This window comes from Burkholderia sp. COPS, from assembly GCF_019425585.1.
In the GTDB taxonomy this organism is placed as follows: domain Bacteria; phylum Pseudomonadota; class Gammaproteobacteria; order Burkholderiales; family Burkholderiaceae; genus Burkholderia; species Burkholderia cepacia.
The window spans coordinates 1-23,545 of record NZ_WIXR01000057.1 but is presented as its reverse complement, the minus strand read 5'-3'; the positions used below and the strand labels follow the sequence as shown (position 1 = coordinate 23,545).

18 protein-coding genes and 1 pseudogene are annotated in these 23,545 nt (G+C 67.8%); 12 read left to right on the top strand and 7 right to left on the bottom strand.

Annotated features, from left to right (window positions below):
- The 6 genes from FOZ70_RS33335 to proC all read left to right on the top strand — a co-directional run.
- Positions 1-1,329 (top strand): FAD-linked oxidase C-terminal domain-containing protein (locus FOZ70_RS33335; RefSeq protein ID WP_219707611.1); only part of this gene is annotated, 1,329 nt, incomplete at its 5' end.
- A 41-nt stretch (positions 1,330-1,370) separates the two neighbouring features.
- On the top strand, positions 1,371-2,864 hold the full coding sequence (locus FOZ70_RS33330) for an FAD-linked oxidase C-terminal domain-containing protein (RefSeq protein ID WP_011351007.1): 1,494 nt from the start codon (positions 1,371-1,373) through the stop codon (positions 2,862-2,864).
- A 185-nt stretch (positions 2,865-3,049) separates the two neighbouring features.
- The gene (glcE, locus tag FOZ70_RS33325; RefSeq protein ID WP_021163858.1) at positions 3,050-4,138 is read left to right on the top strand and encodes a glycolate oxidase subunit GlcE; all 1,089 of its coding nucleotides are present in this window, start codon (positions 3,050-3,052) and stop codon (positions 4,136-4,138) included.
- Between the two features lie 285 nt (positions 4,139-4,423).
- Complete coding sequence (glcF, locus tag FOZ70_RS33320; RefSeq protein ID WP_021163859.1) at positions 4,424-5,650, top strand: glycolate oxidase subunit GlcF; 1,227 nt, start codon at positions 4,424-4,426, stop codon at positions 5,648-5,650.
- A gap of 131 nt (positions 5,651-5,781) precedes the next feature.
- Positions 5,782-6,480 carry a YggS family pyridoxal phosphate-dependent enzyme gene (locus tag FOZ70_RS33315; protein ID WP_060073524.1) on the top strand — a complete coding sequence of 233 codons (699 nt, stop codon included), beginning with the start codon at positions 5,782-5,784 and terminating at the stop codon, positions 6,478-6,480.
- A gap of 51 nt (positions 6,481-6,531) precedes the next feature.
- A complete protein-coding gene (gene proC, locus FOZ70_RS33310; RefSeq protein WP_048022307.1) occupies positions 6,532-7,344 on the top strand; it encodes a pyrroline-5-carboxylate reductase in 813 nt (270 codons plus the stop codon).
- A 109-nt stretch (positions 7,345-7,453) separates the two neighbouring features.
- Here the strand turns inward: proC and ubiA are convergent, their stop codons facing one another.
- The 3 genes and pseudogenes from ubiA to FOZ70_RS33295 form a co-directional block, all read right to left on the bottom strand.
- Positions 7,454-8,326, bottom strand: coding sequence for a 4-hydroxybenzoate octaprenyltransferase (gene ubiA, locus FOZ70_RS33305; RefSeq protein ID WP_048022305.1), 873 nt, complete (start codon positions 8,324-8,326; stop codon positions 7,454-7,456).
- Between the two features lie 208 nt (positions 8,327-8,534).
- A pseudogene (locus FOZ70_RS33300) lies at positions 8,535-8,734 on the bottom strand (DNA starvation/stationary phase protection protein); the annotation flags it as partial.
- A gap of 37 nt (positions 8,735-8,771) precedes the next feature.
- Entirely contained in the window at positions 8,772-9,641 is an 870-nt protein-coding gene (locus FOZ70_RS33295) for an LD-carboxypeptidase (RefSeq protein WP_059555984.1), read from the bottom strand.
- Positions 9,642-10,063: 422 nt separating this feature from the next.
- Here FOZ70_RS33295 and FOZ70_RS33290 point away from each other — a divergent pair, with 422 nt between their 5' ends.
- Entirely contained in the window at positions 10,064-10,363 is a 300-nt protein-coding gene (locus FOZ70_RS33290; protein ID WP_219707610.1) for a transposase, read from the top strand.
- 35 nt (positions 10,364-10,398) lie between these two features.
- Here the strand turns inward: FOZ70_RS33290 and FOZ70_RS33285 are convergent, their stop codons facing one another.
- The 4 genes from FOZ70_RS33285 to recG form a co-directional block, all read right to left on the bottom strand.
- Positions 10,399-10,554 carry a hypothetical protein gene (locus FOZ70_RS33285; protein WP_021163864.1) on the bottom strand — a complete coding sequence of 52 codons (156 nt, stop codon included), beginning with the start codon at positions 10,552-10,554 and terminating at the stop codon, positions 10,399-10,401.
- 102 nt (positions 10,555-10,656) lie between these two features.
- On the bottom strand, positions 10,657-12,843 hold the full coding sequence (gene katG / locus FOZ70_RS33280; RefSeq protein WP_219707609.1) for a catalase/peroxidase HPI: 2,187 nt from the start codon (positions 12,841-12,843) through the stop codon (positions 10,657-10,659).
- A gap of 643 nt (positions 12,844-13,486) precedes the next feature.
- Positions 13,487-14,446 carry a hydrogen peroxide-inducible genes activator gene (locus FOZ70_RS33275; RefSeq protein ID WP_021163869.1) on the bottom strand — a complete coding sequence of 320 codons (960 nt, stop codon included), beginning with the start codon at positions 14,444-14,446 and terminating at the stop codon, positions 13,487-13,489.
- A gap of 125 nt (positions 14,447-14,571) precedes the next feature.
- Positions 14,572-16,896 (bottom strand): ATP-dependent DNA helicase RecG, encoded by a 2,325-nt coding sequence (recG, locus tag FOZ70_RS33270; protein WP_219707608.1) that lies wholly within the window; start codon positions 16,894-16,896, stop codon positions 14,572-14,574.
- Between the two features lie 167 nt (positions 16,897-17,063).
- Between recG and queA the strand changes: the two genes are divergently transcribed.
- From queA to secF, 5 genes are all read left to right on the top strand, one after another.
- Positions 17,064-18,131: a tRNA preQ1(34) S-adenosylmethionine ribosyltransferase-isomerase QueA gene (gene queA, locus FOZ70_RS33265; RefSeq protein ID WP_219707607.1), complete on the top strand. Its 1,068-nt coding sequence runs from the start codon at positions 17,064-17,066 to the stop codon at positions 18,129-18,131.
- Between the two features lie 230 nt (positions 18,132-18,361).
- Positions 18,362-19,558, top strand: coding sequence for a tRNA guanosine(34) transglycosylase Tgt (tgt, locus tag FOZ70_RS33260; protein WP_021163785.1), 1,197 nt, complete (start codon positions 18,362-18,364; stop codon positions 19,556-19,558).
- Between the two features lie 233 nt (positions 19,559-19,791).
- On the top strand, positions 19,792-20,115 hold the full coding sequence (gene yajC, locus FOZ70_RS33255) for a preprotein translocase subunit YajC (RefSeq protein ID WP_006476868.1): 324 nt from the start codon (positions 19,792-19,794) through the stop codon (positions 20,113-20,115).
- 106 nt (positions 20,116-20,221) lie between these two features.
- Positions 20,222-22,243 (top strand): protein translocase subunit SecD, encoded by a 2,022-nt coding sequence (secD, locus tag FOZ70_RS33250; protein WP_021163786.1) that lies wholly within the window; start codon positions 20,222-20,224, stop codon positions 22,241-22,243.
- Positions 22,244-22,259: 16 nt separating this feature from the next.
- Positions 22,260-23,210, top strand: a complete 951-nt coding sequence (gene secF / locus FOZ70_RS33245) for a protein translocase subunit SecF (RefSeq protein ID WP_219707606.1) — start codon at positions 22,260-22,262, stop codon at positions 23,208-23,210.
- The last annotated feature ends 335 nt before the right edge of the window (positions 23,211-23,545 follow it).

The window sequence follows — 23,545 nt, the reverse complement described above, 5'->3', positions numbered from 1 at the left end:
CAGCGACACGACTTCGCGCACGCCGTCCGCGCCCACCACGGCCGCGACGAATCGCCGTTCGATCCGCAACTGCCCGACGCCGTCGTGTTCGCGCACAGCGCGGACGACGTGCGCGAAGTCGTGTCGCTGTGCTCGCTGTACAGCGTCCCGCTGATCCCGTACGGCGCCGGTTCGTCGCTCGAAGGCCACCTGCTCGCGGTGCGCGGCGGCATCTCGCTCGACCTGTCGGAAATGAACCGCGTGCTGTCGATCAACGCCGAAGACCTGACCGTGACGGTCGAGCCGGGCATCACACGCAAGGCGCTCAACGAGGCGCTGCGCGACACCGGCCTGTTCTTCCCGATCGACCCGGGCGCCGACGCCAGCATCGGCGGGATGACCGCCACGCGTGCGTCGGGCACCAATGCCGTGCGCTACGGCACGATGCGCGAGAACGTGCTCGGCCTGACCGCGGTGCTCGCCGACGGCCGTGTGGTGAAGACCGGCTCGCGCGCCCGCAAGTCGTCGGCCGGCTACGACCTCACGCGCCTGTTCGTCGGCTCCGAAGGCACGCTCGGCGTGATCACCGAGATCACGCTGCGCCTGCATCCGCTGCCCGAAGCCGTATCGGCCGCGATCTGCACGTTCCCGTCGATGGGCGACGCGGTGCGCACCGTGATCGAGACGATCCAGATCGGCGTGCCGATCGCGCGTGTCGAATTCGTCGATGCGCTCGCCGTGCGCTCGATCAACCGCCATTCGAACCTGACGCTCACCGAAGCGCCGACGCTGTTCTTCGAGTTCCACGGCACCGAGGCCGGCGTGAAGGAACAGGCGGAGCTCGTGCAGGCGCTCGCGGGCCAGAACAACGGCCAGGGTTTCGAATGGGCAACCCGCCCCGAAGACCGCACGCGCCTCTGGGCCGCACGCCACAACGCATATTTCGCGATGCTGCAATTGAAACCCGGCTGCCGCGCGGTGACCACCGACGTCTGCGTGCCGATCTCGCAGCTCGCCGCGTGCGTCGAGGAAACCGAAGTCGACCTGCGCGCCTCGTCGCTGCCCTGCCCGATCGTCGGCCACGTCGGCGACGGCAATTTCCACGTCGCGATCCTGATCGACCCCGACAAGCCCGAGGAGATCGCGGAAGCCGAGCACATCAACGACCGGATCGTCGAGCGCGCGCTGCGCCTCGGCGGCACCTGCACGGGCGAGCACGGCGTCGGGCTGCACAAGATGCGCTTCCTGCCGAAGGAGCACGGCGACAACGCGATCGACACGATGCGTGCGATCAAGCTCGCGCTCGATCCGCGCAACCTGATGAATCCGGGCAAGATTTTCACGTGCTGACACGGCGGCGCGACGCCGCGCCACCCGCTGCAGGAGACCCAATGAACGCTCCCGTCGAACTGTCGAGCGCGGCACGCGCGCAGCGCCAGCGCGAAGTCGTGCAGGCGCTGATGGCCGTGCTGCCGACGCACTGCCTGCTGTACCGCGACGAAGACACGGCGCCGTACGAATGCGACGGCCTGTCCGCGTACCGCCGCCTGCCGCTCGCGGTCGCGCTGCCCGAAACGGAATCGCAGGTGCAGCGGATCGTGCAGATCTGCCGCCGCATGGAGGTGCCGATCGTGCCGCGCGGCGCAGGCACGAGCCTGTCGGGCGGCGCGTTGCCGATCGCGCTCGGCGTCGTGCTGTCGCTTGCGCGCTTCACGCGCATCGTCGAAGTCGATCCATACGCGCGCACGGCGACCGTGCAGCCCGGCGTGCGCAACCTCGCGATCTCGGAGGCCGCCGCGCCGTACGGCCTGTACTACGCGCCCGATCCGTCGTCGCAGATCGCGTGCACGATCGGCGGCAACGTCGCGGAAAATTCCGGCGGCGTCCATTGCCTGAAATACGGGCTGACCGTGCACAACGTGATGCGCGTGCGCGCGGTGACGATCGACGGCGAGATCGTCGAATTCGGTTCGCTTGCGCTCGACATGCCGGGCCTCGACCTGCTCGCCGTGATGATCGGCAGCGAAGGGATGTTCGCGATCGTCACCGAGGTCACGGTGAAGCTGATCCCGAAGCCGCAGACGGCCCAGCTCGTGATGGCGAGCTTCGACGACGTCGTGAAGGGCGGCGAGGCCGTCGCGGCGATCATCGCGTCGGGGATCATCCCGGCCGGGCTCGAAATGATGGACAAGCCGGCCACGCAGGCCGTCGAGGCGTTCACGCACGCGGGCTACGATCTCGAGGCGAAGGCGATCCTGCTGTGCGAATCGGACGGCACGCCGGAAGAAGTCGCGGAAGAAATCGTGCGGATGACGGCCGTGCTGCGCGAGCATGGCGCGACCCGCATCCAGGTATCGCGCAACGAGCACGAGCGGCTGCGCTTCTGGTCGGGCCGCAAGAACGCGTTCCCGGCCGCCGGCCGCATTTCGGCCGACTACTACTGCATGGACGGCACCGTGCCGCGCCGCGCGATCGGCCCGCTGCTCGCGCGCATCGAACAGCTCGAGACGCGCTACGGGCTGCGCTGCATCAACGTGTTCCACGCGGGCGACGGCAACATGCATCCGCTGATCCTCTACAACGCGAACGATCCGGACGAACTGCACCGCGCCGAGCAGTTCGGCGCGGAAATCCTCGAGTGCTGCGTGGAATTCGGCGGCAGCGTGACGGGCGAGCACGGCGTCGGCATCGAGAAGCTCAATTCGATGTGCGTACAGTTCTCGCCGCAGGAGCGCGACGCGTTCTTCGCGGTCAAGCGCGCGTTCGATCCGGCCGGGCTGCTGAACCCGGACAAGGGCATCCCGACCCGCGCGCGCTGCGCCGAATACGGTCGCCAGCACGTGCGCGGCGGGCTGCTGCCGCACCCCGACCTGCCGCGCTTCTGAGCGGCCCGTGCGGGTCGCGGCCGGTGCCCGCGGCCGGGCCGCGGCGTTCGACCGTGCCCGCGCGGCCCGTCCATGCGGCGACGCGGGCAGACGGCCCGCGATACCGGGCTTAGGGATAGTCGCGATGTGGAATCGCGCCACCCCGGTACAATCGACCGAACAACAAGTCGAGGCAGCAACAGAACATGGAAGAGGACGACATCGTCGCCGGATGGGCCGACCGCGTCCGCGCCGCCAGCGCCGACGGCCGGCCGCTGCGGATTCGCGGCGGCGGCACCAAGGACTGGTACGGCCAGGCGCTCGAGGGCGAAATTCTCGACACGCGCGCGTTTCAGGGCGTCGTGTCGTACGACCCGGCCGAACTCGTCGTCACGGTCCGCGCGGGCACGCCGCTCGCGCAGCTTGAAACCGTCCTCGCCGAGTGCGGCCAGATGCTGCCGTTCGAGCCGCCGCACTTCGGCCGCGCGGCCACCGTCGGCGGCTGCGTCGCGGCCGGCCTCGCGGGCCCGCGGCGGGCCACCTGCGGTGCGCCCCGCGATTTCATGCTCGGTGTCACGCTGATGAACGGCCGCGGCGAACTGCTGCGCTTCGGCGGCCAGGTCGTGAAGAACGTCGCCGGCTACGACGTGTCGCGGCTGATGGCCGGCGCGCTCGGCACGCTCGGGCTGATGCTCGACCTGTCGCTCAAGGTGCTGCCGATGCCCGTCGCCGAAGTCACGCTGAAGTTCGAGATGACCGCGACCGACGCGGTGCGCAAGCTCAACGAATGGGGCGGCCATCCGCTGCCCGTCAGCGCGAGCGGATGGCGCAACGGCACGCTCGTCCTGCGCCTGTCGGGCGCCGAAGCGGCCGTGAAATCCGCGAAGACGCTGCTCGGCGGCGAAGTCGTCGACGCGGTCGAGGCCGAGCGCTTCTGGGCCGGCCTGCGCGAGCATACCGACCCGTTCTTCCACGGCATCCCGCCCGGCTATGCGCTGTGGCGTCTCGCGCTGCCGTCGATCACCGAACCGATGCACCTGCCCGGCACCCAGTTGATGGAATGGGGCGGCGCGCAGCGCTGGTGGATCACCGACGCCGATGCGCAGACCGTGCGGATGAGCGCCAAGCAGGCCGGCGGCCACGCGACGCTGTTCCGCGCGGGCGACGCGTACGACCGCAGCGCGGGCGTGTTCACGCCGCTCCCCGCCCCGATGATGAAAATCCACCGCGGGTTGAAAGCCGCGTTCGATCCCGCGCGCATCTTCAACCGCGGCCGGCTCTACCCGGATCTTTAGGGTCTGTTTACCTATGGAACGTACATGCGAATGCCCGAAATCGCTCGCAGGGCAAGAAGTGAGGAGCGCCGTTTGGCCGAGCCAAACAAGGGACGAGCGACGCCGCCATGCGGGCGATTTCGGGCATTCCCGTGACATGGATTTTTTAAATTGGGGTTGCCACGAGAACGGCCGCTCGCCGCGTTGCGCTCCTTGCGAATACGTCAGTATTCGCTGCGTCACGCGCCTCGCGAGCGGCCGTTCTCGTGGCAACGCATGCGCGCTCCATAGGTAAACAGACCCTAAATGCAGACGAACCTCGCCGATTTCATCCGCAATACGCCCGACGGCGACGAAGCCGACGCGATATTGCGCAAGTGCGTGCATTGCGGGTTCTGCACCGCGACCTGCCCGACCTACCAGCTGCTCGGCGACGAACTCGACGGCCCGCGCGGCCGCATCTACCTGATCAAGCAGATGGTCGAAGGCGCGCCCGTCACGCGCAGCACGCAGCAGCACCTCGACCGCTGCCTCACGTGCCGCAGTTGCGAGACGACCTGCCCGTCCGGCGTCCAGTACGGCCGGCTCGTCGAGATCGGCCGCAAGCACGTCGAGGCACAGGTTCAGCGCCCCGTGCAGCAGCGTCTCGTGCGCCGCGTGCTCGCGAGCCTCGTGCCGAACGCCGCGCTGTTCTCGCCGGTGATGCGGCTCGGCCAGCACGTCCGTCCGCTGCTGCCGAAGCGGCTGCGCGACAAGGTGCCGCCGCGCACGCGGCTGCTCGAATGGCCGCACCTGACGCACACGCGCAAGATGCTGATGCTCGGCGGCTGCGTGCAGCCGTCGATGCTGCCGAACATCAATATCGCGACCGCGCGCGTGCTCGACGCGCTCGGCATCGAGACCGTCGTCGCGCCCGATGCCGGCTGCTGCGGCGCGATCCGCCTGCACCTGAACTATCACGACGAAGCGCTCGACGACGCGCGCCGCAACATCGACGCGTGGTGGCCTCATGTCGAACAGGGTGTCGAGGCGATCGTGATGAACGCGTCGGGCTGCGGCGCGACGGTGCTCGAATACGCGCACCTGCTGCGCGACGACCCGGCCTACGCGGAGAAGGCGCAGCGCATCGTGTCGCTGACGCGCGACATCTCCGACGTGCTGCTCGCGTTCGAGGCCGAGCTCGCGACGCTCGCGCGCCGCCGCGCGGTCCATACGGTCGCGTACCACCCGCCGTGCACGCTGCAGCACGGCCAGCAGTCGCGCGGCAAGGTCGAACGCCTGCTCGAGACCCTCGGCATCGACGTGCGGCTGCCGGCCGACAGCCATCTGTGCTGCGGCTCGGCCGGCACCTATTCGCTGACGCAGCCGTCGCTGTCGTACCGGTTGCGCAAGCAGAAGCTGCTGAAGCTGCAGGCGCTCGAACCGCAGATGATCGTCTCCGGCAACGTCGGCTGCATCGCCCACCTGCAGAGCGGCACGCAGATTCCGGTGGCCCACTGGATCCAGCTCGTCGAGCACCTGCTGTATGGCTAGGGCCTGTTCATACGAATGACGGGCGGGCCCTGGGCCTCGCGCCCGGCGTCCGTATAATGGGCGGATCGATGCGCCGCGTGCCGCGGCGCATCCGCTACATGCCTGCTTCCGTGCCTGCTTTCGTGCCCGTCATGTCCGATCTCGCCGCCCGCCTCGAATCCGTTCATCGCCGCATCGCCGACGCCGCCCGCGCGGCCGGCCGCGATCCCGCCACCGTATCGCTGCTCGCCGTCTCGAAGACGTTTCCCGCCGCCGACGTGCGCGCCGCGCATGCGGCCGGGCAGCGCGCATTCGGCGAAAACTACGTGCAGGAATCGATCGACAAGATCGACGCGCTCGCCGACTTGCGCGCGAGCCTCGAATGGCATTTCATCGGGCCGCTGCAATCGAACAAGACGCGCCCGGTTGCCGAACGCTTCGACTGGGTCCATTCGGTCGACCGGCTGAAGATCGCGCAGCGCCTGTCGGAACAGCGCCCCGCGCACCTGCCGCCGCTCAACGTGTGCGTGCAGGTGAACATCAGCGGCGAGGCGTCGAAGAGCGGCGTCGCACCGGCCGACGTGGCCGAGGTCGCGCGCGCGGTCGCCGCGCTGCCGTCGCTGCGGCTGCGCGGCCTGATGGCGATTCCCGAACCGGCCGGCGACACCGACGCGCAACGCGTGCCGCATCGCGCGCTGCGCGCGCTGTTCGACGCATTGCGCGCCGACGGCCTGCCACTCGACACGCTGTCGATGGGCATGTCCGCCGATCTCGACGCGGCCGTGCTCGAAGGCGCGACGATCGTGCGCGTCGGCACCGCGATCTTCGGCGCGCGCGATTACTCGCACTGAACGCCGCGCCCTTTCCGCCCTCCCGTTCACTCACTCGCTCAATCGAACATCATGAAAATCGCATTCATCGGCGGCGGCAACATGGCCGCGGCCCTGATCGGCGGCCTGATCAAGCGCGGCGTCGCCGCTGACGGCCTGTATGCCATCGACGTCAACGAAGAAGTGCGCGCACGCGCCGCGCAGCAATTCGGCATCCGCACCGGCGCGGCCGTCGACGCAACGCTCGCCGACTACGACGCGATCGTGCTCGCGGTGAAGCCGCAGGTGCTGAAGGACGTCGCGCAGGCGCTCGCGCCGCACCTGAAGACACAGCTGGTGATCAGCATCGCGGCCGGCATCCGCGGCAGCGATCTCGCGCGCTGGCTCGGCGACTACGCACGCGTCGTGCGCACGATGCCGAACACGCCCGCACTCGTCGGCATGGGCGTGACGGGCCTCGCCGCACTGCCGGGCGTCGATGCGGCGGGCCGCGAACTCGCGTCGAACGTGCTCGGCGCGGTCGGCGAGACCGTGTGGTTCGACGACGAGTCGAAGCTCGATGCCGTCACGGCCATTTCGGGCAGCGGCCCCGCGTACGTGTTCTATTTCATCGAAGCGCTGCAGGAAGCCGCGCGCCAGCTCGGCATGAACGACGAACAGGGCCGCGCGCTCGCGGTCGCGACGTTCACGGGCGCCGCGCAACTCGCCGCCCAATCGGGCGAGCCGGCGAGCGTGCTGCGCGAGCGCGTGACGTCGAAGGGCGGCACGACGGCCGCCGCACTCGCATCGTTCGACGCGCAGGGCGTGAAGGACGCGATCGTGCGCGGCGCGCTCGCGGCCGAAGCGCGTGCGAAGGAAATGGGCGACGAGCTCGGTCGCGCGTAAGCGCGGCGCCCGCTCCGGGCCTCCCCCCGGGCACCGGCAACAAAAAAGCGGCCTCGGCCGCTTTTTTGTTGGCATCGCGCATCGCGTCGCGCGCCGGCGCGCGGCCGCTTCAGTTGGCCGCCGGACCCGCCAGCAGGTAATGCGCGGCGATCCCCGCGAACAGCACGCCGCCGAGCCAGTTGTTGTGCCGGAACGCGGCGAAGCACGGCATCCGCTCGCGACCCTTGATCAGCGTGTAGTGATACAGCGCGCAGCCGACCGCCGCCGCCCAGCCGGCCCAGTACGCGAGGCCGAAGCCGAGCGTCACGCCGATCCACACGTAGATGCCGAGCGTCGCCGCATAACACGCCATCACGGCCGCGACGTCGAAGCGGCCGAACGTCAGCGCCGACGTGCGGATCCCGATCTTGATGTCGTCGTCGCGATCGACCATCGCGTATTCGGTGTCGTACGCGACCGACCAGAAAATGTTCGCGACCAGCATCACCCATGCGATCGTCGGCACCGTGTCCTGCACGGCCGCGAACGCCATCGGAATGCCGAAGCCGAACGCGATGCCGAGATACGCCTGCGGAATCGCGAAGAAACGCTTCATGAACGGATACGAACCCGCGACGAACAGCGCGACGACGGACAGTTCCTTCGTCAGCGTGTTGAGCGGCAGGATCAGCAGGAACGAGATGAATGCGAGCCCAACGGCGATCGCAACGGCTTCCCACGCACGGATCTTGCCCGACGTCAGCGGCCGGTCGGCCGTGCGCTTCACGTGGCGGTCGAAATCGCGGTCGGCGTAGTCGTTCATCGCGCAGCCGGCCGAGCGCATCAGCAGCGTGCCGAGCGAGAAGATCACGAGCAGCGGCCAGCGCGGATGGCCGTCGGACGCGATCCACAGCGCGTTGAGCGTCGGCCACAGCAGCAGCAGGCTGCCGATCGGCTTGTCCATCCGGACGAGCCGCAGATACAGGGGAAAGCGGGCAAGCATGGCGAGGCACCGGGAAGATAACCCCGGCATTTTAGAGCCGAGCGGTGCTTCGCGTCATGTCGGGGCGGCCCGCGGCGGCAGCCGCCCGGCGCGCCCGGGCCGCCCGGGCCCGCTGCGCATGGCCGGGCCCCGCTTTGCGCCAATCAAGGGACGGATTCGATCGCTCCGGATCGGGCGAGTCAGCGCGCCCTCCCCGGCCGCATCGCACTTACGCGAGCAACGAGCGCAGCATCCACGCGGTTTTTCATGCGTCCGCAGGTCGGCGGTGGGCTCGCCGCGTCGGCGATCGGAAAAATCGCGCGCGCGGGTTCGCACGACGGCCTCGTGCCCTTCGACGAGCTCGCGGATCATGTCTTCCGCCGCCCGCACGCCCTTCGCTTCCGGCACCGACGACAGTTTCGCGAAATCGCCGAGGGTACGCGTTCCTGTCCTTCCCGATTCGACGCTACGCGCCGAACCGGATCGCGCCGTTCTCGATGGCAGCCTGGCTGCCGTATTGCCAGGTGATGTTGCGGTGTTCATGGCCGATCGGCAGACCCGAGTAGATCGGCAGGCCGAAGCCGCCCAGCACGTCGACAAGCATCTGCTCGAGCGTGAAATCCGCGCCGTCCGGGATCGGGCAGCGCGTGAATTGCCCGAGCACGAACGCACGCGCTCCGTCGAACGCGCCGCTCAGACGCAGTTGCGTCAGGCTGCGGTCGAGCCGGTAGCCGAACTCCGTCACGTCCTCCAGCAGTACGATCGCGTCGCGTGAGCGAAGCGACCAGCGCGTACCCGCGACGCTTGCGAGTACCGTCACGTTGCCGCCGCACAGACGTCCCCGCACGGCACCAGCGGCGCCGGACAAATGCCGCAGACTCAGCGCGTCGCGTTCGTCGCCGGTCAGCACAGCGCGAATGTCGGCGCGCGTCGCGTCGTCGACCTTGGTCGCCAGACTGTGAAATGTCGGGCCATGCAGCAAACGCACGCCGGGCCGATCCGCGAGGGCGCAGAACAGTGACGTCGCGTCGGAAAAGCCGATGATCGTCTTCGGCGTTGCGATCTCGTCGGGCAAGTGCTCGAGCAAATGCGCGCAACCGAATCCCCCGCGCGCGAGCCACACGATATCGATCGACGGATCCATCAGGGTGCGCCGCAGGTCGTCCGCGCGCTCCTCGGCGGTACCGGCGAAATAGCGGTACCGGCTGCCGAGATGCGCACCCGCCCTGACCTCGAAGCCCCAGCTTTCGACGAGCGCAATGCCACGCGCGATGCCTTCCGGATCGGGCACACCCGCAGGCGCGACCACGCCCACTGCCTTGCGTCGTGATTCCATTGAATGCCTACCTGGATGATGGAGAACCTGCCGAATATATCCGACACCGCTTGCTGACGGCTCGGCCTTGTCACGCAGCGTCGTGCGCGCGGGGATGACGATCGCCTGCGTCCGCGAAACCGCCGTGTTGCCGGCGCCGCTTGAGAATCGCCATCGCGGCAAAATCGCCGACCGATCGATGTGGATCCCGTTCGATCGACGAACCAGGCAGCACGTCGAGCGGATGCACCTCGGAGCCGCCGGCGTTGCGGGCCCTTCCCGGCGTCAACGCGTCGGCCGGTACCGCGGCGATCGCATCGCTGTCGAATCCGCGAAAACGACGACAGCGCACGCTTCATCGCAAGCGCCTCGACCGGACCGTTTCCGGCGCTCACTTTTCCAAAGCATGATGAGCACGTTTGGATTGACGGAGCCAGTCAGCCATGTCGAACGCAGCGAATCGTACCCATCCCCATCGGACGTACGCGCAAGCATTCAGGCAGCAGGTGATCAGGGAGACATTGACGCCCGGCATGTCGGTGTCGATTGTTGCGCGCCGGCACGACATCAACGTCAATGTGGTGTCCGGATGGCGCAAGCAATATCGTCAGGACACCCTCAACCGGGTAGATCCGGATGGATCGCGGGTCTTCGTGGACATGCTACGGACTCCTCACTCAATCGACCGGAACCATTCAAGCGAATCTGTTGCCCTGCATGCCGACATCGCACCACCCGTATGACTCGCCACTGCAGCGTGGCGTACGCCCCGCCGCGCTCAGGCGGCGGCGATCGCGTGCAGCGCCTGCGACACCAGTTCGGCCGCACCGCCGACGACGATCGCGAATCCGACTACGTACCGCGCGATCTCGGCCGGCGCCCGCACCTTCGGTGCAGCCAGCGCGGCGCGCATGTTCAGCATCATTTGCGTCATGATCGTCACTCCTTCAATGAAATCCAGGATCGGGACGAAACGGCCGGCCGGACGACCGGCCGTTTCCCGTTACTGCCTCACCGTGCTACTGCACGGCAACGCTCACGCGAGGTCGAAGCGGTCGAGGTTCATCACCTTGTTCCAGGCCGCGACGAAGTCGCGCGCGAACTTCTCCTTCGCATCCGCGCTGCCGTACACCTCGGCCAGCGCACGCAGCTGCGCATGCGAGCCGAAGATCAGGTCGACGCGCGTGCCGGTCCACTTCACCTTGCCCGTTGCGCGATCGCGCCCTTCGAACACGTCGTTCGCGGCCGACACCGGCTTCCATTCCGTGCCCATGTCGAGCAGGTTCACGAAGAAGTCGTTCGTCAGCGCTTCCGGACGGTCGGTGAACACGCCATGCTTCGCTTCGCCGGCGTTCGCACCGAGCACGCGCAGGCCACCGACGAGCACCGTCATCTCGGGCGCGCTCAGCGTCAGCAGTTGCGCCTTGTCGACCAGCAGCGCCTCGGCCGGCGTCTTGTACGCGTGCTTCAGGTAGTTGCGGAAGCCGTCCGCGACCGGCTCGAGCACGGCCATCGCTTCGACATCGGTCTCTTCCTGCGATGCATCCGCACGGCCCGGTGCGAACGGCACCGTCACCGCGACGCCCGCGTTCTTCGCGGCCTGCTCGACGCCGGCCGCACCGGCCAGCACGATCAGGTCGGCGAGCGACACCTTCTTGCCGCCCGTCTGGGCGTCGTTGAACGCCTTCTGCACGCCTTCGAGCGTCGCGAGCACCTTCGCGAGTTCAGCCGGACGGTTCACTTCCCAGTCCTTCTGCGGCGCCAGGCGGATACGCGCACCGTTCGCGCCGCCGCGCTTGTCCGATCCGCGGAACGTCGCGGCCGACGCCCATGCCGTCGACACGAGCTGCGACACCGACAGGCCCGTTGCCAGCACCTTCACCTTCAGCGCGGCAACGTCGGCGTCGTCGATCAGCGGGTGGTCGACTGCCGGGATCGGGTCCTGCCACAGCAGGTGTTCCGCCGGCACTTCCGGGCCGAGATAACGGGAGCGCGGGCCCATGTCGCGGTGCGTGAGCTTGAACCACGCACGCGCGAACGCATCGGCGAAATCGGCCGGGTTCTCGTAGAAACGGCGCGAGATCTTTTCGTAGGCCGGGTCGAAACGCAGCGACAGGTCGGTCGTCAGCATCGTCGGGCGATGCTTCTTCGACGCGTCGAACGCATCGGGAATCACTTCGCCGGCGTCCTTCGCGACCCACTGGTGCGCGCCGGCCGGGCTCTTCGTGAGCTCCCACTCGTAGCTGAACAGGTGCTTGAAGAAGTCGTTGCTCCACTGCGTCGGCGTCGACGTCCACGTGACTTCGAGGCCGCTCGTGATCGCGTCCTTGCCCTTGCCCGTGCCGAACGTGCTCTTCCAGCCGAGACCCTGCTCCTCGAGGCCCGCGGCTTCCGGCTCGGGGCCGACGTTCGACGCCGGACCGGCACCGTGCGTCTTGCCGAACGTGTGGCCGCCCGCGATCAGCGCGACCGTCTCTTCGTCGTTCATCGCCATCCGCGCGAACGTCTCGCGGATGTCATGCGCGGCGGCGACCGGGTCGGGGTTGCCGTCCGGGCCTTCCGGGTTCACGTAGATGAGGCCCATCTGCACGGCAGCGAGCGGGCTTTCGAGCTCACGCTTGCCCGAGTAGCGGCTGTTCGGGCCGCCGCTCAGTTCCAGCCAGATCTTTTCCGAGCCCCAGTAGACGTCGTCCGGTTCCCACGTGTCGACGCGGCCGCCGGCATAACCGAAGGTCTTGAAGCCCATCGATTCGAGCGCGACGTTGCCGGTCAGGATCAGCAGGTCGGCCCACGAGATGTTGCGGCCGTACTTCTGCTTGATCGGCCACAGCAGCCGGCGAGCCTTGTCGAGGCTGACGTTGTCCGGCCAGCTGTTGAGCGGCGCGAAGCGCTGCTGCCCGCCGCCCGCGCCGCCGCGGCCGTCGGCCGTGCGGTACGTGCCGGCGCTGTGCCAGGCCATGCGGATGAACAGGCCGCCATAGTGGCCGAAGTCGGCCGGCCACCAGTCCTGCGACATCGTCATCAGTGCGTGCAGGTCCTTCTTCACCGCCGCGAGGTCCAGCTTGCTGAACGCTTCCGCGTAGTCGAAATCCTTGTCCATCGGATCGGACAGCGCCGAATGGCGGTGCAGGATGTTCAGGTTGAGCTGATTCGGCCACCAGTCCTTGTTCGTCGTGCCGCCACCAGCGGTGTGGTTGAACGGGCACTTCGTTTCGTTCGACATGCGATTTCTCCTTGGCTTGCTCGTATGACTCCGCCGGTTCGCTCCGGCGGCATGCCGGGTGCGGTTGGTGGAGTGTCATTGCGGGGATGGGAAACGGAACAGGTTGATTCTCCTGTCGTACTACGGGATATCGCGCGGGGCCTGTGACGCGCGTTCCCGCTGCGCCGCGCCGCGGGCGGCACGCTCGGGGAACCGGCTGCCGGCAGGCGTCGTGACGACGCTGCGGGCGGAATTCCAGCTTTCGGACATGCGATGCTCCCTCATGGCTTGATGGCGGGTGAATCGGGGGAACACTGAACCGGCGCGCGGCGGCGTTCAACCGCCGTACACACGGTCCGCGAGGTACGCGAACGCAATCGGACGCAGGCTGCGAACCGCCGCCCTGGCGCGATGTACGACCGCGTCGCGCGACGGGATGTTCCGCTGCGCGTGCTGCAATACCGACCGCATCATGACATCCTCCTTTGACGCTTGCACTCAACGTGCAGACCGGTCGTCGACAGGACGCCGATCCATGGAAAGGATTCTATATAAGTCTATCGATTACTTGAATTTGATTAATTTCATCTATGCGATAGAGAAAAATAAACGGGGTCGTAAGACCCCGTTCATCGGGCTGCCACACGCGCATGCCGCAGCGTGCTCAGTTCATCGTCGCCGGCATGTCGAGCTTCGCGACACCCGGCAGCTCGCAGGCGGAAATCGCGTCGCTGATCGCGTCGATCGCGGGCATCCGCGTGAAGCTCTTGCGCCACACGAGCACCACGCGGCGGTCGGGTACCGGCTCGTTGAACGGCACGTACGACAGCAGTTCGGCATCGGGGCCGTTCGCGCGCGGGCCGACCTCGGCAACCGACATTCGCGGCAGCACCGTAATGCCGACGCCGCTCGCGACCATGTGGCGGATCGTCTCGAGCGACGAGCCCTCGAAGGTCTTCTGGATGCCGTCGGCCGTCTGCGAGAAGCGCATCAGCTCCGGACACACGCCGAGCACGTGATCGCGGAAGCAGTGACCGTTGCCGAGCAGCAGCATGGTTTCCTGCTTCAGGTCCTCGGCGTCGATTTCGTCGCGCTTCTCCCACGGATGGCCGGCCGGCAGCGCGACAACGAACGGTTCGTCGTACAGCGGGCGCACCATCAGGCCGGTTTCCGGAAACGGCAGCGCCATGATCGCGGCGTCGATCTCGCCCTGCTTCAGCAGTTCGAGCAGCTTGAGCGTGTAGTTTTCCTGCAGCATCAGCGGCATCTGCGGGACACGCTGGATCATCTGCTTGACGAGCGTCGGCAGCAGGTACGGCCCGATCGTGTAGATCACGCCAAGGCGGAACGGGCCGACCAGCGGATCCTTGCCCTGCTTCGCGATCTCCTTGATCGCGAAAGTCTGCTCGAGTACGCGCTGCGCCTGCGTGACGATCTGGTCACCGATCGGCGTCACGCTTACTTCGCTCGCGCCGCGCTCGAAAATCTGCACGTTCAGCTCGTCTTCGAGCTTCTTGATCGCCACCGACAGCGTCGGCTGGCTCACGAAGCAGGCTTCGGCCGCACGGCCGAAATGCCGTTCGCGCGCGACCGCGACGATGTATTTCAATTCAGTCAGCGTCATTGTGGGTCAATCAGAGATATACAGGCGATAGGTTTAATTTATACACCCTGTGACACCGGTTCGCCAAGTTTCTCTGCATCGGGATGCGTCGAACCGCGATTCCGGATCCGGCCCCAACGGGCGGATCAGGCCTTCAGATACTGCTCCCGCGCGCCAAGCCAGCGTGCGAGATGCTGCGTGACGATTTCGGGATACGCGGCAATCAGCCGCGTCGCCGCTTCGCGGGCCGGATCGATCAGCCAGCCGTCGGTCTCGAGGTTCGCGAAGCGCAGCATCGCTGCGCCCGACTGGCGGGCGCCGAGGAATTCGCCGGGGCCGCGGATCTCGAGGTCGCGCCGCGCGATCTCGAAGCCGTCGGTCGTCTCGCGCATCGTCTTCAGCCGCTCGCGGCCGGTGAGCGACAGCGGCCCCGTGTACAGCAGCACGCACACCGACGCCGCGGTGCCGCGCCCGACCCGGCCGCGCAACTGGTGCAGCTGCGCGAGGCCGAAGCGCTCCGCGTGCTCGATCACCATCAGCGACGCGTTCGGCACGTCGACGCCGACCTCGATCACGGTCGTCGCGACGAGCAGCTGCACTTCGTTGCGCGTGAACGCTTCCATCACGGCCGCCTTGTCGGCCGGCGACAGCCGGCCGTGCACGAGCCCGACCTTCAGCTCCGGGAGTGCGGCGGCGAGCGTCTCGTAAGTCTCGACGGCCGTCTGCAGCTGCAGCGTCTCGCTCTCCTCGATCAGCGGGCACACCCAGTACACCTGGCGCCCGGTCAGCGCGGCCTCGCGCACGCGGGCGATCACCTCCTCGCGCCGCGCATCGCCGACGAGGCGCGTCAGCACCGGCGTGCGGCCCGGCGGCAGCTCGTCGATCGTCGAGACCTCGAGGTCCGCGTAATACGTCATCGCGAGCGTGCGCGGAATCGGCGTGGCCGACATCATCAACTGGTGCGGCTGGAAGTCGCGCGCGCCGTTGGCCGCGTTCGCGGCCTTCGCCCGCAGCGCGAGCCGCTGCTCGACGCCGAAGCGGTGCTGCTCGTCGACGATCACGAGGCCGAGCCGGGCGAATTCGACCGTGTCCTGGATGATCGCGTGCGTGCCGATCACGAGCTGCGCGGTGCCGAGCGCGGCCGCCTCGATCGCCGCGCGTTTCTCTTTCGCCTTCAGGCTGCCCGCGAGCCACGCCACCGTGACGCCGAGCGGCTCGAGCCACGCGCGCAGCTTGCGCGCATGTTGCTCGGCGAGGATTTCGGTGGGCGCCATCAGCGCGGCCTGGTAGCCGGCGTCGATCGCCTGCGTGGCGGCCAGCGCCGCGACCACCGTCTTGCCGCTGCCGACGTCGCCCTGCAGCAGGCGCTGCATCGGGTGCGCGAGCGTGAGGTCGCGCGCGATCTCGTCGACGACGCGCGCCTGCGCGCCCGTCAGCGTGAACGGCAGCGCGGCATAGAGCCGGGTCGTCAGCGCATCGGCATCGCTCGCGGTGCGACGCGGCATCGCGGGCGCCGCGCGCGTGCGGCGCTCCTCGTGCGCGCGCTTGAGCGACAGCTGCTGCGCGAGCAGTTCCTCGAACTTGATGCGGGTCCACGCCGGATGCGAGCCGTCCATCAGCGCGGCTTCGTCGGAATCGACGCGCGGGTGATGCAGGATGCGCACGGCCTGCTCGAGCGTCGGCACGTCGAGCGGCTTCAGGTAGTCGCGCTGGATCTCGGGCGGCAGCAGCTCGGGCAGCGGCGTGCGCTCCACCGCGTTCTCGATCGCCTTGCGCAGGTACGCCTGCGACACGCCGGCCGTGCTCGGATAGACGGGCGTGAGCACCTGCGGCAGCGGCGCATCGGCTTCGACGACGCGCACGGCCGGATGCACCATCTCCATCCCGAAAAAGCCGCCGCGCACGTCGCCGCGCACGCGCAGCCGCTGGCCGACGGCCATCTGCTTGACCTGCGAGCCGTAGAAATTGAGGAAGCGCAGCACGAGCTGCTCGCCGTCGTCGTCCTGGATCTTCACGACGAGCTGGCGGCGCGGGCGATACGCGACCTCGTTGTCGAACACGACCCCCTCGGTCTGCGCGATGCCGCCCGGCAGCAGCTCGCCGATCGGCGTGAGCGTGGTTTCGTCCTCGTAGCGCATCGGCAGATGCAGCACGAGATCGATCGAGCGCGTGAGGCCGAGCTTCGCGAGCTTGTCGGCGGTCTTCACGGGCTTGTCGGCGGCCGGCTTCTTCTTGCGCTTCGTGCCGGATGCGCCGGCCTCGCCCGCTGCATCGCCCGCGGCGGCGCCGTCGGCATCGGGCGCGGCGGCGGCGGGCTGCGCGAGCCTGCCGTCGGCGCCGCGCTTCGGGCCGGCACGGCGCGGCACGGTGCGCGCCGCCGTGTCTTGCACGGGCGGCGCGGCATCCTCCGCGTCGAACGGATCGGCGGAATCGGCAACGGCAGCGGAGGAACGGCGTGGTGACACAGGCATCGGATCGTCTGGGTGCTTCGCAAGGCAAGTACAATAGCGGCTTTCACGTCGTCCGAACGAACGACGCCGGCCAGGCCGCGCATCCCGTCATCATAGCGGCTCGCGCGCCCCATTTACGCGTTTCCGCCCTGCCGGCAACGCTCGCCGGCCGTTTCGAACCAGCCCGCATGTTCACGCTTTCCGATTTCGATTTCAATCTGCCGCCCGAGCTGATTGCGCAAACCGCGCTGCCCGACCGCACCGCGAGCCGCCTGCTCGAGGTCGACGGCACCGTCGAGCCCGCGCGCCTCGTCGACCGCCGCTTCGCCGAGCTGCCGTCGTGCATCGCACCCGGCGACCTGCTCGTCTTCAACGATACCAAGGTGCTGAAGGCGCGGTTCTTCGGCCAGAAGGCCAGCGGCGGCAAGATCGAGGTGCTGGTCGAGCGCGTGACCGGCACGCACACGGCGCTCGCGCAGATCCGCGCAAGCAAGTCGCCGGGGGCCGGCACGACGCTGCGTCTCGCCGATGCGTTCGACGTGACCGTCGGCGAGCGCGTCGAGCCGTTCTTCACGCTGGTCTTCCCCGAACCGTGCCTCGACCTGATCGAGCAATACGGCCGCCTGCCGCTGCCGCCCTATATCGAGCACGATCCCGACGCGACCGACGAGACGCGCTACCAGACCGTCTACGCGAGCAATCCGGGGGCGGTCGCCGCACCCACGGCCGGCCTGCACTTCGACCAGCCGATGCTCGACCGGCTCGACGCGATGGGCGTCGAGCGCGCGACACTAACGCTGCACGTCGGTGCCGGCACGTTCCAGCCGGTGCGCGTCGACAACATCGCCGAGCACAAGATGCACAGCGAGTGGTACGAGCTGCCGCAGTCGCTCGTCGACAAAATCGCCGCGACCCGCGCGCGCGGCGGCAGCGTGATCGCGGTCGGCACGACGTCGATGCGCGCGCTCGAAGCCGCGGCGCGCGCGGCCGACGAAGCGGGCCGCCCGCTCGCGGCGACGCAGGCCGAGACCGACATCTTCATCACGCCGGGCTATCGTTTCCGCGTGGTCGACCGGCTCGTGACGAATTTCCACCTGCCGAAGTCGACGCTGCTGATGCTGGTGTCCGCTTTCGCGGGCGTCGAGACGATCCGGGCCGCGTACCGTCACGCGATCGAACAACGCTACCGCTTCTTCAGCTACGGCGACGCGATGCTGCTCACGCGGCGCGACACGCCGGAGACGCCGCGCGCGTAGCACGACAGGCGCGAAAAGCGGCCCGCGATTGCGCAGCGGCCGTTGCGCTTCGCGCTGCCGCAAGCCGCGTGGGTGGCTCCGCGCTGTTGCCCCCGCTGTTGCCCCGCGGTTACCCCTTTTCCCGCGGTACGCGCTACGATGGCGCGCACCTGTTTTTCCCCGCCGCCGGCCTGCCGGCGGCGTTTCCAACATGCGCCGGACTGTTCTCCGGTGGCAAGGAGAATAAAGCGATGACCGAAGGTTCATCCCACGATACGCACGATGCGCACGCCCCCGTGCAGGACCGCCCCGCAAACGGGCTCGAATTCGAACTGCTGACGACCGACGGCCATGCGCGCCGCGGCCGCGTGAAGCTCAATCACGGCGTGGTCGAGACGCCGATCTTCATGCCGGTCGGCACGTACGGCACCGTGAAGGCGATCCAGCCGCGCGAGCTGCACGAGATCAAGGCCCAGATCATTCTCGGCAACACGTTCCACCTGTGGCTGCGCCCGGGCCTCGACACGATCGACGCGCACGGCGGCCTGCACGGCTTCATGGGCTGGAACAAGCCGATCCTGACCGACTCGGGCGGCTTCCAGGTGTTCTCGCTCGGCGACCTGCGCAAGATCACCGAAGACGGCGTCACGTTCGCGTCGCCGATCAACGGCGACAAGCTGTTCCTGTCGCCGGAAGTGTCGATGCAGATCCAGAAGGTGCTGAACTCCGACGTCGTGATGCAGTTCGACGAGTGCACGCCGTACGCAACCAACGGCGTGCCGACCACGCACAAGGAAGCGGCCGACTCGATGCGCATGTCGCTGCGCTGGGCGAAACGCTCGCTCGACGAATTCAACCGGCTCGGCAACCCGAACGCGCTGTTCGGGATCGTCCAGGGCGGCATGTTCGAGGACCTGCGCGACGAATCGCTCGCGGGCCTCGCGGAACTCGGCTTCCACGGCCTCGCGATCGGCGGGCTGTCGGTCGGCGAACCGAAGGAAGACATGATGCGCGTGCTGCGCCACGTGGGCCCGAAGCTGCCGGCCAACAAGCCGCACTACCTGATGGGCGTCGGCACGCCGGAGGACCTGGTCGAGGGCGTCGCAAACGGCGTCGACATGTTCGACTGCGTGATGCCGACCCGCAACGCGCGCAACGGCTGGCTCTTCACGCGCTTCGGCGACGTGAAGATCCGCAACGCGACGCACAAGAACTCGCTGAAGCCGCTCGACGCGAGCTGCACGTGCTACACGTGCCAGAACTTCTCGCGCGGCTACCTGCATCACCTGCACCGCGTCGGCGAGATCCTCGGCGCGCAGCTCAACACGATCCACAACCTGCACTACTACCTGCAGCTGATGAGCGAGATCCGCGACGCGATCGAGACCCATACGTTCGACGCGTTCCGCCAGCGCTTCGCGGAGGATCGCGCGAGAGGGGTCGACTGACGGGCCGGCTGCCCGCGCCGCGGCCCGTCACATAGGACGTGTACTAAATAATGCGTCCCGACGGTCGAATCCGGCCGCCAAACATTACAATTGCCTTTCCAAACGAGTCGCAACGGTACCGGTTCGCGCTTTAACAGCTTGATCCGAAAGCGCATTTGCCGAGCCGTTTGCGCATGGGGCCGGTGGTAGAATAACCGGCTTATTTTTCGATCTTCCCCTACGGAGAGACCAACGTGCCGTTCATTTCCAACGCGTTCGCCCAAGGTGCCGGTGGCGCCGAATCGAGCCTGATGAGCTTCCTGCCGCTCATCCTGATGTTTGCCGTGCTCTACTTCATCATGATCCGTCCGCAGATGAAGCGTCAGAAGGAGCACCGCAACATGCTCGCGGCCATGGCCAAGGGCGACGAAGTCGTCACGAGCGGCGGCCTCGTGGGCAAGGTGACGAAGGTCACCGAAGGCTACATCGGCGTCGAGATCGCCGAAGGCACCGAAATCACCGTGCAGAAGGCCGCGGTCACGACCATTCTGCCGAAGGGCACGATCAAGTCGCTGTAAGCCCTTCACCGAGCGTCCGGCTTCCCGCGCCGTGCCCGCCTGAGAGAGCGGGCCGCCGCGGCGCCGGACGCGACGCTTTCACGCCAACCACCCGTTCGGCTCCCTCATGAATCGTTATCCACTCTGGAAATATGTCGTGATGGTCGTGGCGCTCGCCATCGGCCTTCTGTACACATTGCCCAACTTCTTCGGCGAAGCGCCGGCGGTGCAGGTGTCGAGCGGCAAGGCCACGGTCAAGCTCGACTCGACCACGCTGACCCAGGTCGAATCGGCGCTCGCCGCCGCGCAGATCACGCCGGACGACGTCACCTTCGAGAACACGGCGACGAACGCGAACATCCGCGTGCGCCTGAAGGACACCGACACGCAGCTGCGCGTCAAGGACCTGCTGCAGAAGTCGCTGAACGCCGACCCGAACGATCCGCAGTACGTCGTCGCGCTGAACCTGCAGAGCGCGTCGCCGCGCTGGCTGACCGCGCTGCACGCGCTGCCGATGTATCTGGGCCTCGACCTGCGTGGCGGCGTCCACTTCCTGCTCCAGGTCGACATGACGGGCGCGCTCACGAAGAAGCTCGATTCCGACGCGTCCGACGCGCGCACGCTGCTGCGCGACAAGAACATCCGCGACGGCGGCGTGAGCCGCGTCGACCAGTCCGTGGTCGTCAATTTCAGCGATGCGCAGACGGCGGAAGACGCCCGCAAGGTGCTCGCGCTGTCGATCACCGAACTGCAATGGGCGACCCAGCCCGGCGGCGGCGGCACGCAGGTCGTCGGCACGTTTACGCCGGCCGTGCAGAAGTCCGTCGAGGACGCCGCGCTCAAGCAGAACCTGACGACGCTCCACAACCGCGTGAACGAACTCGGCGTGTCGGAGCCGATCCTGCAGCAGCAGGGCAGCGACCGTATCGTCGTCGAGCTGCCGGGCGTGCAGGACACCGCGAAGGCGAAGGACATCATCGGCCGCACCGCGACGCTCGAAGCGCGCCTCGCCGACCCGATCAACACGCACCCGAACCCGAACGACCCGGTGCCGCCGGGTGAAGAACTGTTCACGCAGGGCAACCAGGCGCCCGTGCTGCTGAAGAAGGAAGTGATCTTCACGGGTGACCGCATCATCGATGCATCGGCCGGTTTCGACGATCACCAGCGTCCGTCGGTCAACATCCGCCTCGATTCGGCGGGCGGCCGCTCGGTGCGCGCGGTGTCGCGCGAGAACATCGGCAAGCCGATGGCGATGGTGCTGTTCGAGAAGGGCAAGGGCGAGGTGCTGACGGTCGCGACGATCCAGTCGGAGCTCGGCGACCGCTTCCAGATCACGGGCCAGCCGACGCCGCAGGCCGCGGCCGACCTCGCGCTGCTGCTGCGCGCCGGTTCGCTCGCGGCGCCGATGGACATCATCGAGGAACGCACGATCGGCCCGAGCCTCGGCGCCGACAACATCAAGATGGGCGTCCACTCGGTGATCTGGGGCTTCTGCGCGATCGCCGTGTTCATGATCGCGTACTACATGCTGTTCGGCGTGATCTCGGTGATCGGCCTGTCGGTAAACCTGCTGCTGCTCGTCGCCGTGCTGTCGCTGATGCAGGCCACGCTGACGCTGCCCGGTATCGCCGCTATCGCGCTCGCGCTCGGTATGGCGATCGACTCGAACGTGCTGATCAACGAGCGCGTGCGTGAGGAACTGCGCGCGGGCCAGCCGCCGCAGCTCGCGATCCAGTCGGGCTACGCGCACGCATGGGCGACGATTCTCGACTCGAACGTCACGACGCTGATCGCCGGCCTCGCGCTGCTCGCGTTCGGCTCGGGCCCGGTTCGCGCGTTCGCGATCGTGCACTGCCTCGGTATCCTGACGTCGATGTTCTCCGCGGTGTTCTTCTCGCGCGGGATCGTCAACCTCTGGTACGGCGGCCGCAAGAAGCTGAAGTCGCTCGCGATCGGCCAGGTGTGGAAGCCGGAAGGCGCCGCTGCCGCCGCACCGTTCGCCGAGGCGGACGATGCGACCGACACCGCGCGTGCCGCGAAGCTCGCCGCGCCCGCGAAGGGCAACGCGCCGCGCACCGGCAAGCCGCAGCTGCGCAACCGCGCGCAGCAAGGCGTGTCGCCGAAGAAACCGGGCTCGACCCAATAAGGCCCCGGAGAAGACCATGGAATTTTTCCGCATCCGTAAAGACATTCCGTTCATGCGGCACGCGCTGGTGTTCAACGTGATCTCGCTGGTCACGTTCCTCGCCGCCGTGTTCTTCCTGTTCCACCGCGGGCTGCACCTGTCCGTCGAATTCACCGGCGGGACGGTGATCGAGGTGCAGTACCAGCAGGCCGCCGAACTCGAACCCGTGCGCGCGACGCTCGGCAAGCTCGGCTACGCCGACGCGCAGGTGCAGAATTTCGGCACGTCGCGCAACGTGCTGATCCGGCTGCAGCTGAAGGAAGGCCTCACGTCCGCCCAGCAGAGCGACCAGGTGATGAGCGCGCTGAAGGCACAGAGCCCGGACGTCACGCTGCAACGCGTCGAATTCGTCGGCCCGCAGGTCGGCCGCGAACTCGCGACCGACGGCCTGCTCGCGCTCGCGTGCGTCGTGATCGGCATCGTGATCTACCTGTCGTTCCGCTTCGAGTGGAAGTACGCGGTGGCCGGCATCATCGCCAACCTGCACGACGTCGTGATCATTCTCGGCTTCTTCGCGTTCTTCCAGTGGGAGTTCTCGCTGGCGGTGCTCGCGGCCATCCTCGCGGTGCTCGGCTACTCGGTCAACGAGTCGGTCGTCATCTTCGACCGGATCCGCGAAACGTTCCGCCGCGAACGCAAAATGACCGTGCAGGAAGTGATCAACCACGCGATCACGACCACGATGTCGCGTACGATCATCACGCACACGTCGACCGAAATGATGGTGCTGTCGATGTTCTTCTTCGGCGGCCCGACGCTGCACTACTTCGCCCTCGCGCTGACGGTCGGCATCATGTTCGGCATCTACTCGTCGGTGTTCGTCGCGGGCTCGCTCGCGATGTGGCTCGGCATCAAGCGCGAAGACCCGATCAAGGAAAAGAAGACCGCGCACGATCCGGACGATCCCAACGCAGGCGCGCAGGTTTAAGCGCCACGCTGCTTCGGCACAGACGAAAAACCGGCCCGGTTGGGCCGGTTTTTTTTCGCCCGTATTTTCGCCCGTCCCGCCGGCGTGGAGCGCGCGGCCCGCTCGCCCCGCCCGGTCACTCGCGTCGGCTACAATCGTGACCGTCCCGCCGCGCCGCCCGCCGGCCATGCGCCGGCGGGACAGCACCTTCGCCCTCCGTTCCAACGTGCGGTCCCGATGATGCCTTCCACGCGTACCGTCCTTCGCCTTGCCGTTTGCGCAGCCGTCACGGCCGCGTTCCTGCCGTGCGCGTCACCGGTCGGTGCGCAACAACCGGCGCCCGCCCCGCCCGCCTC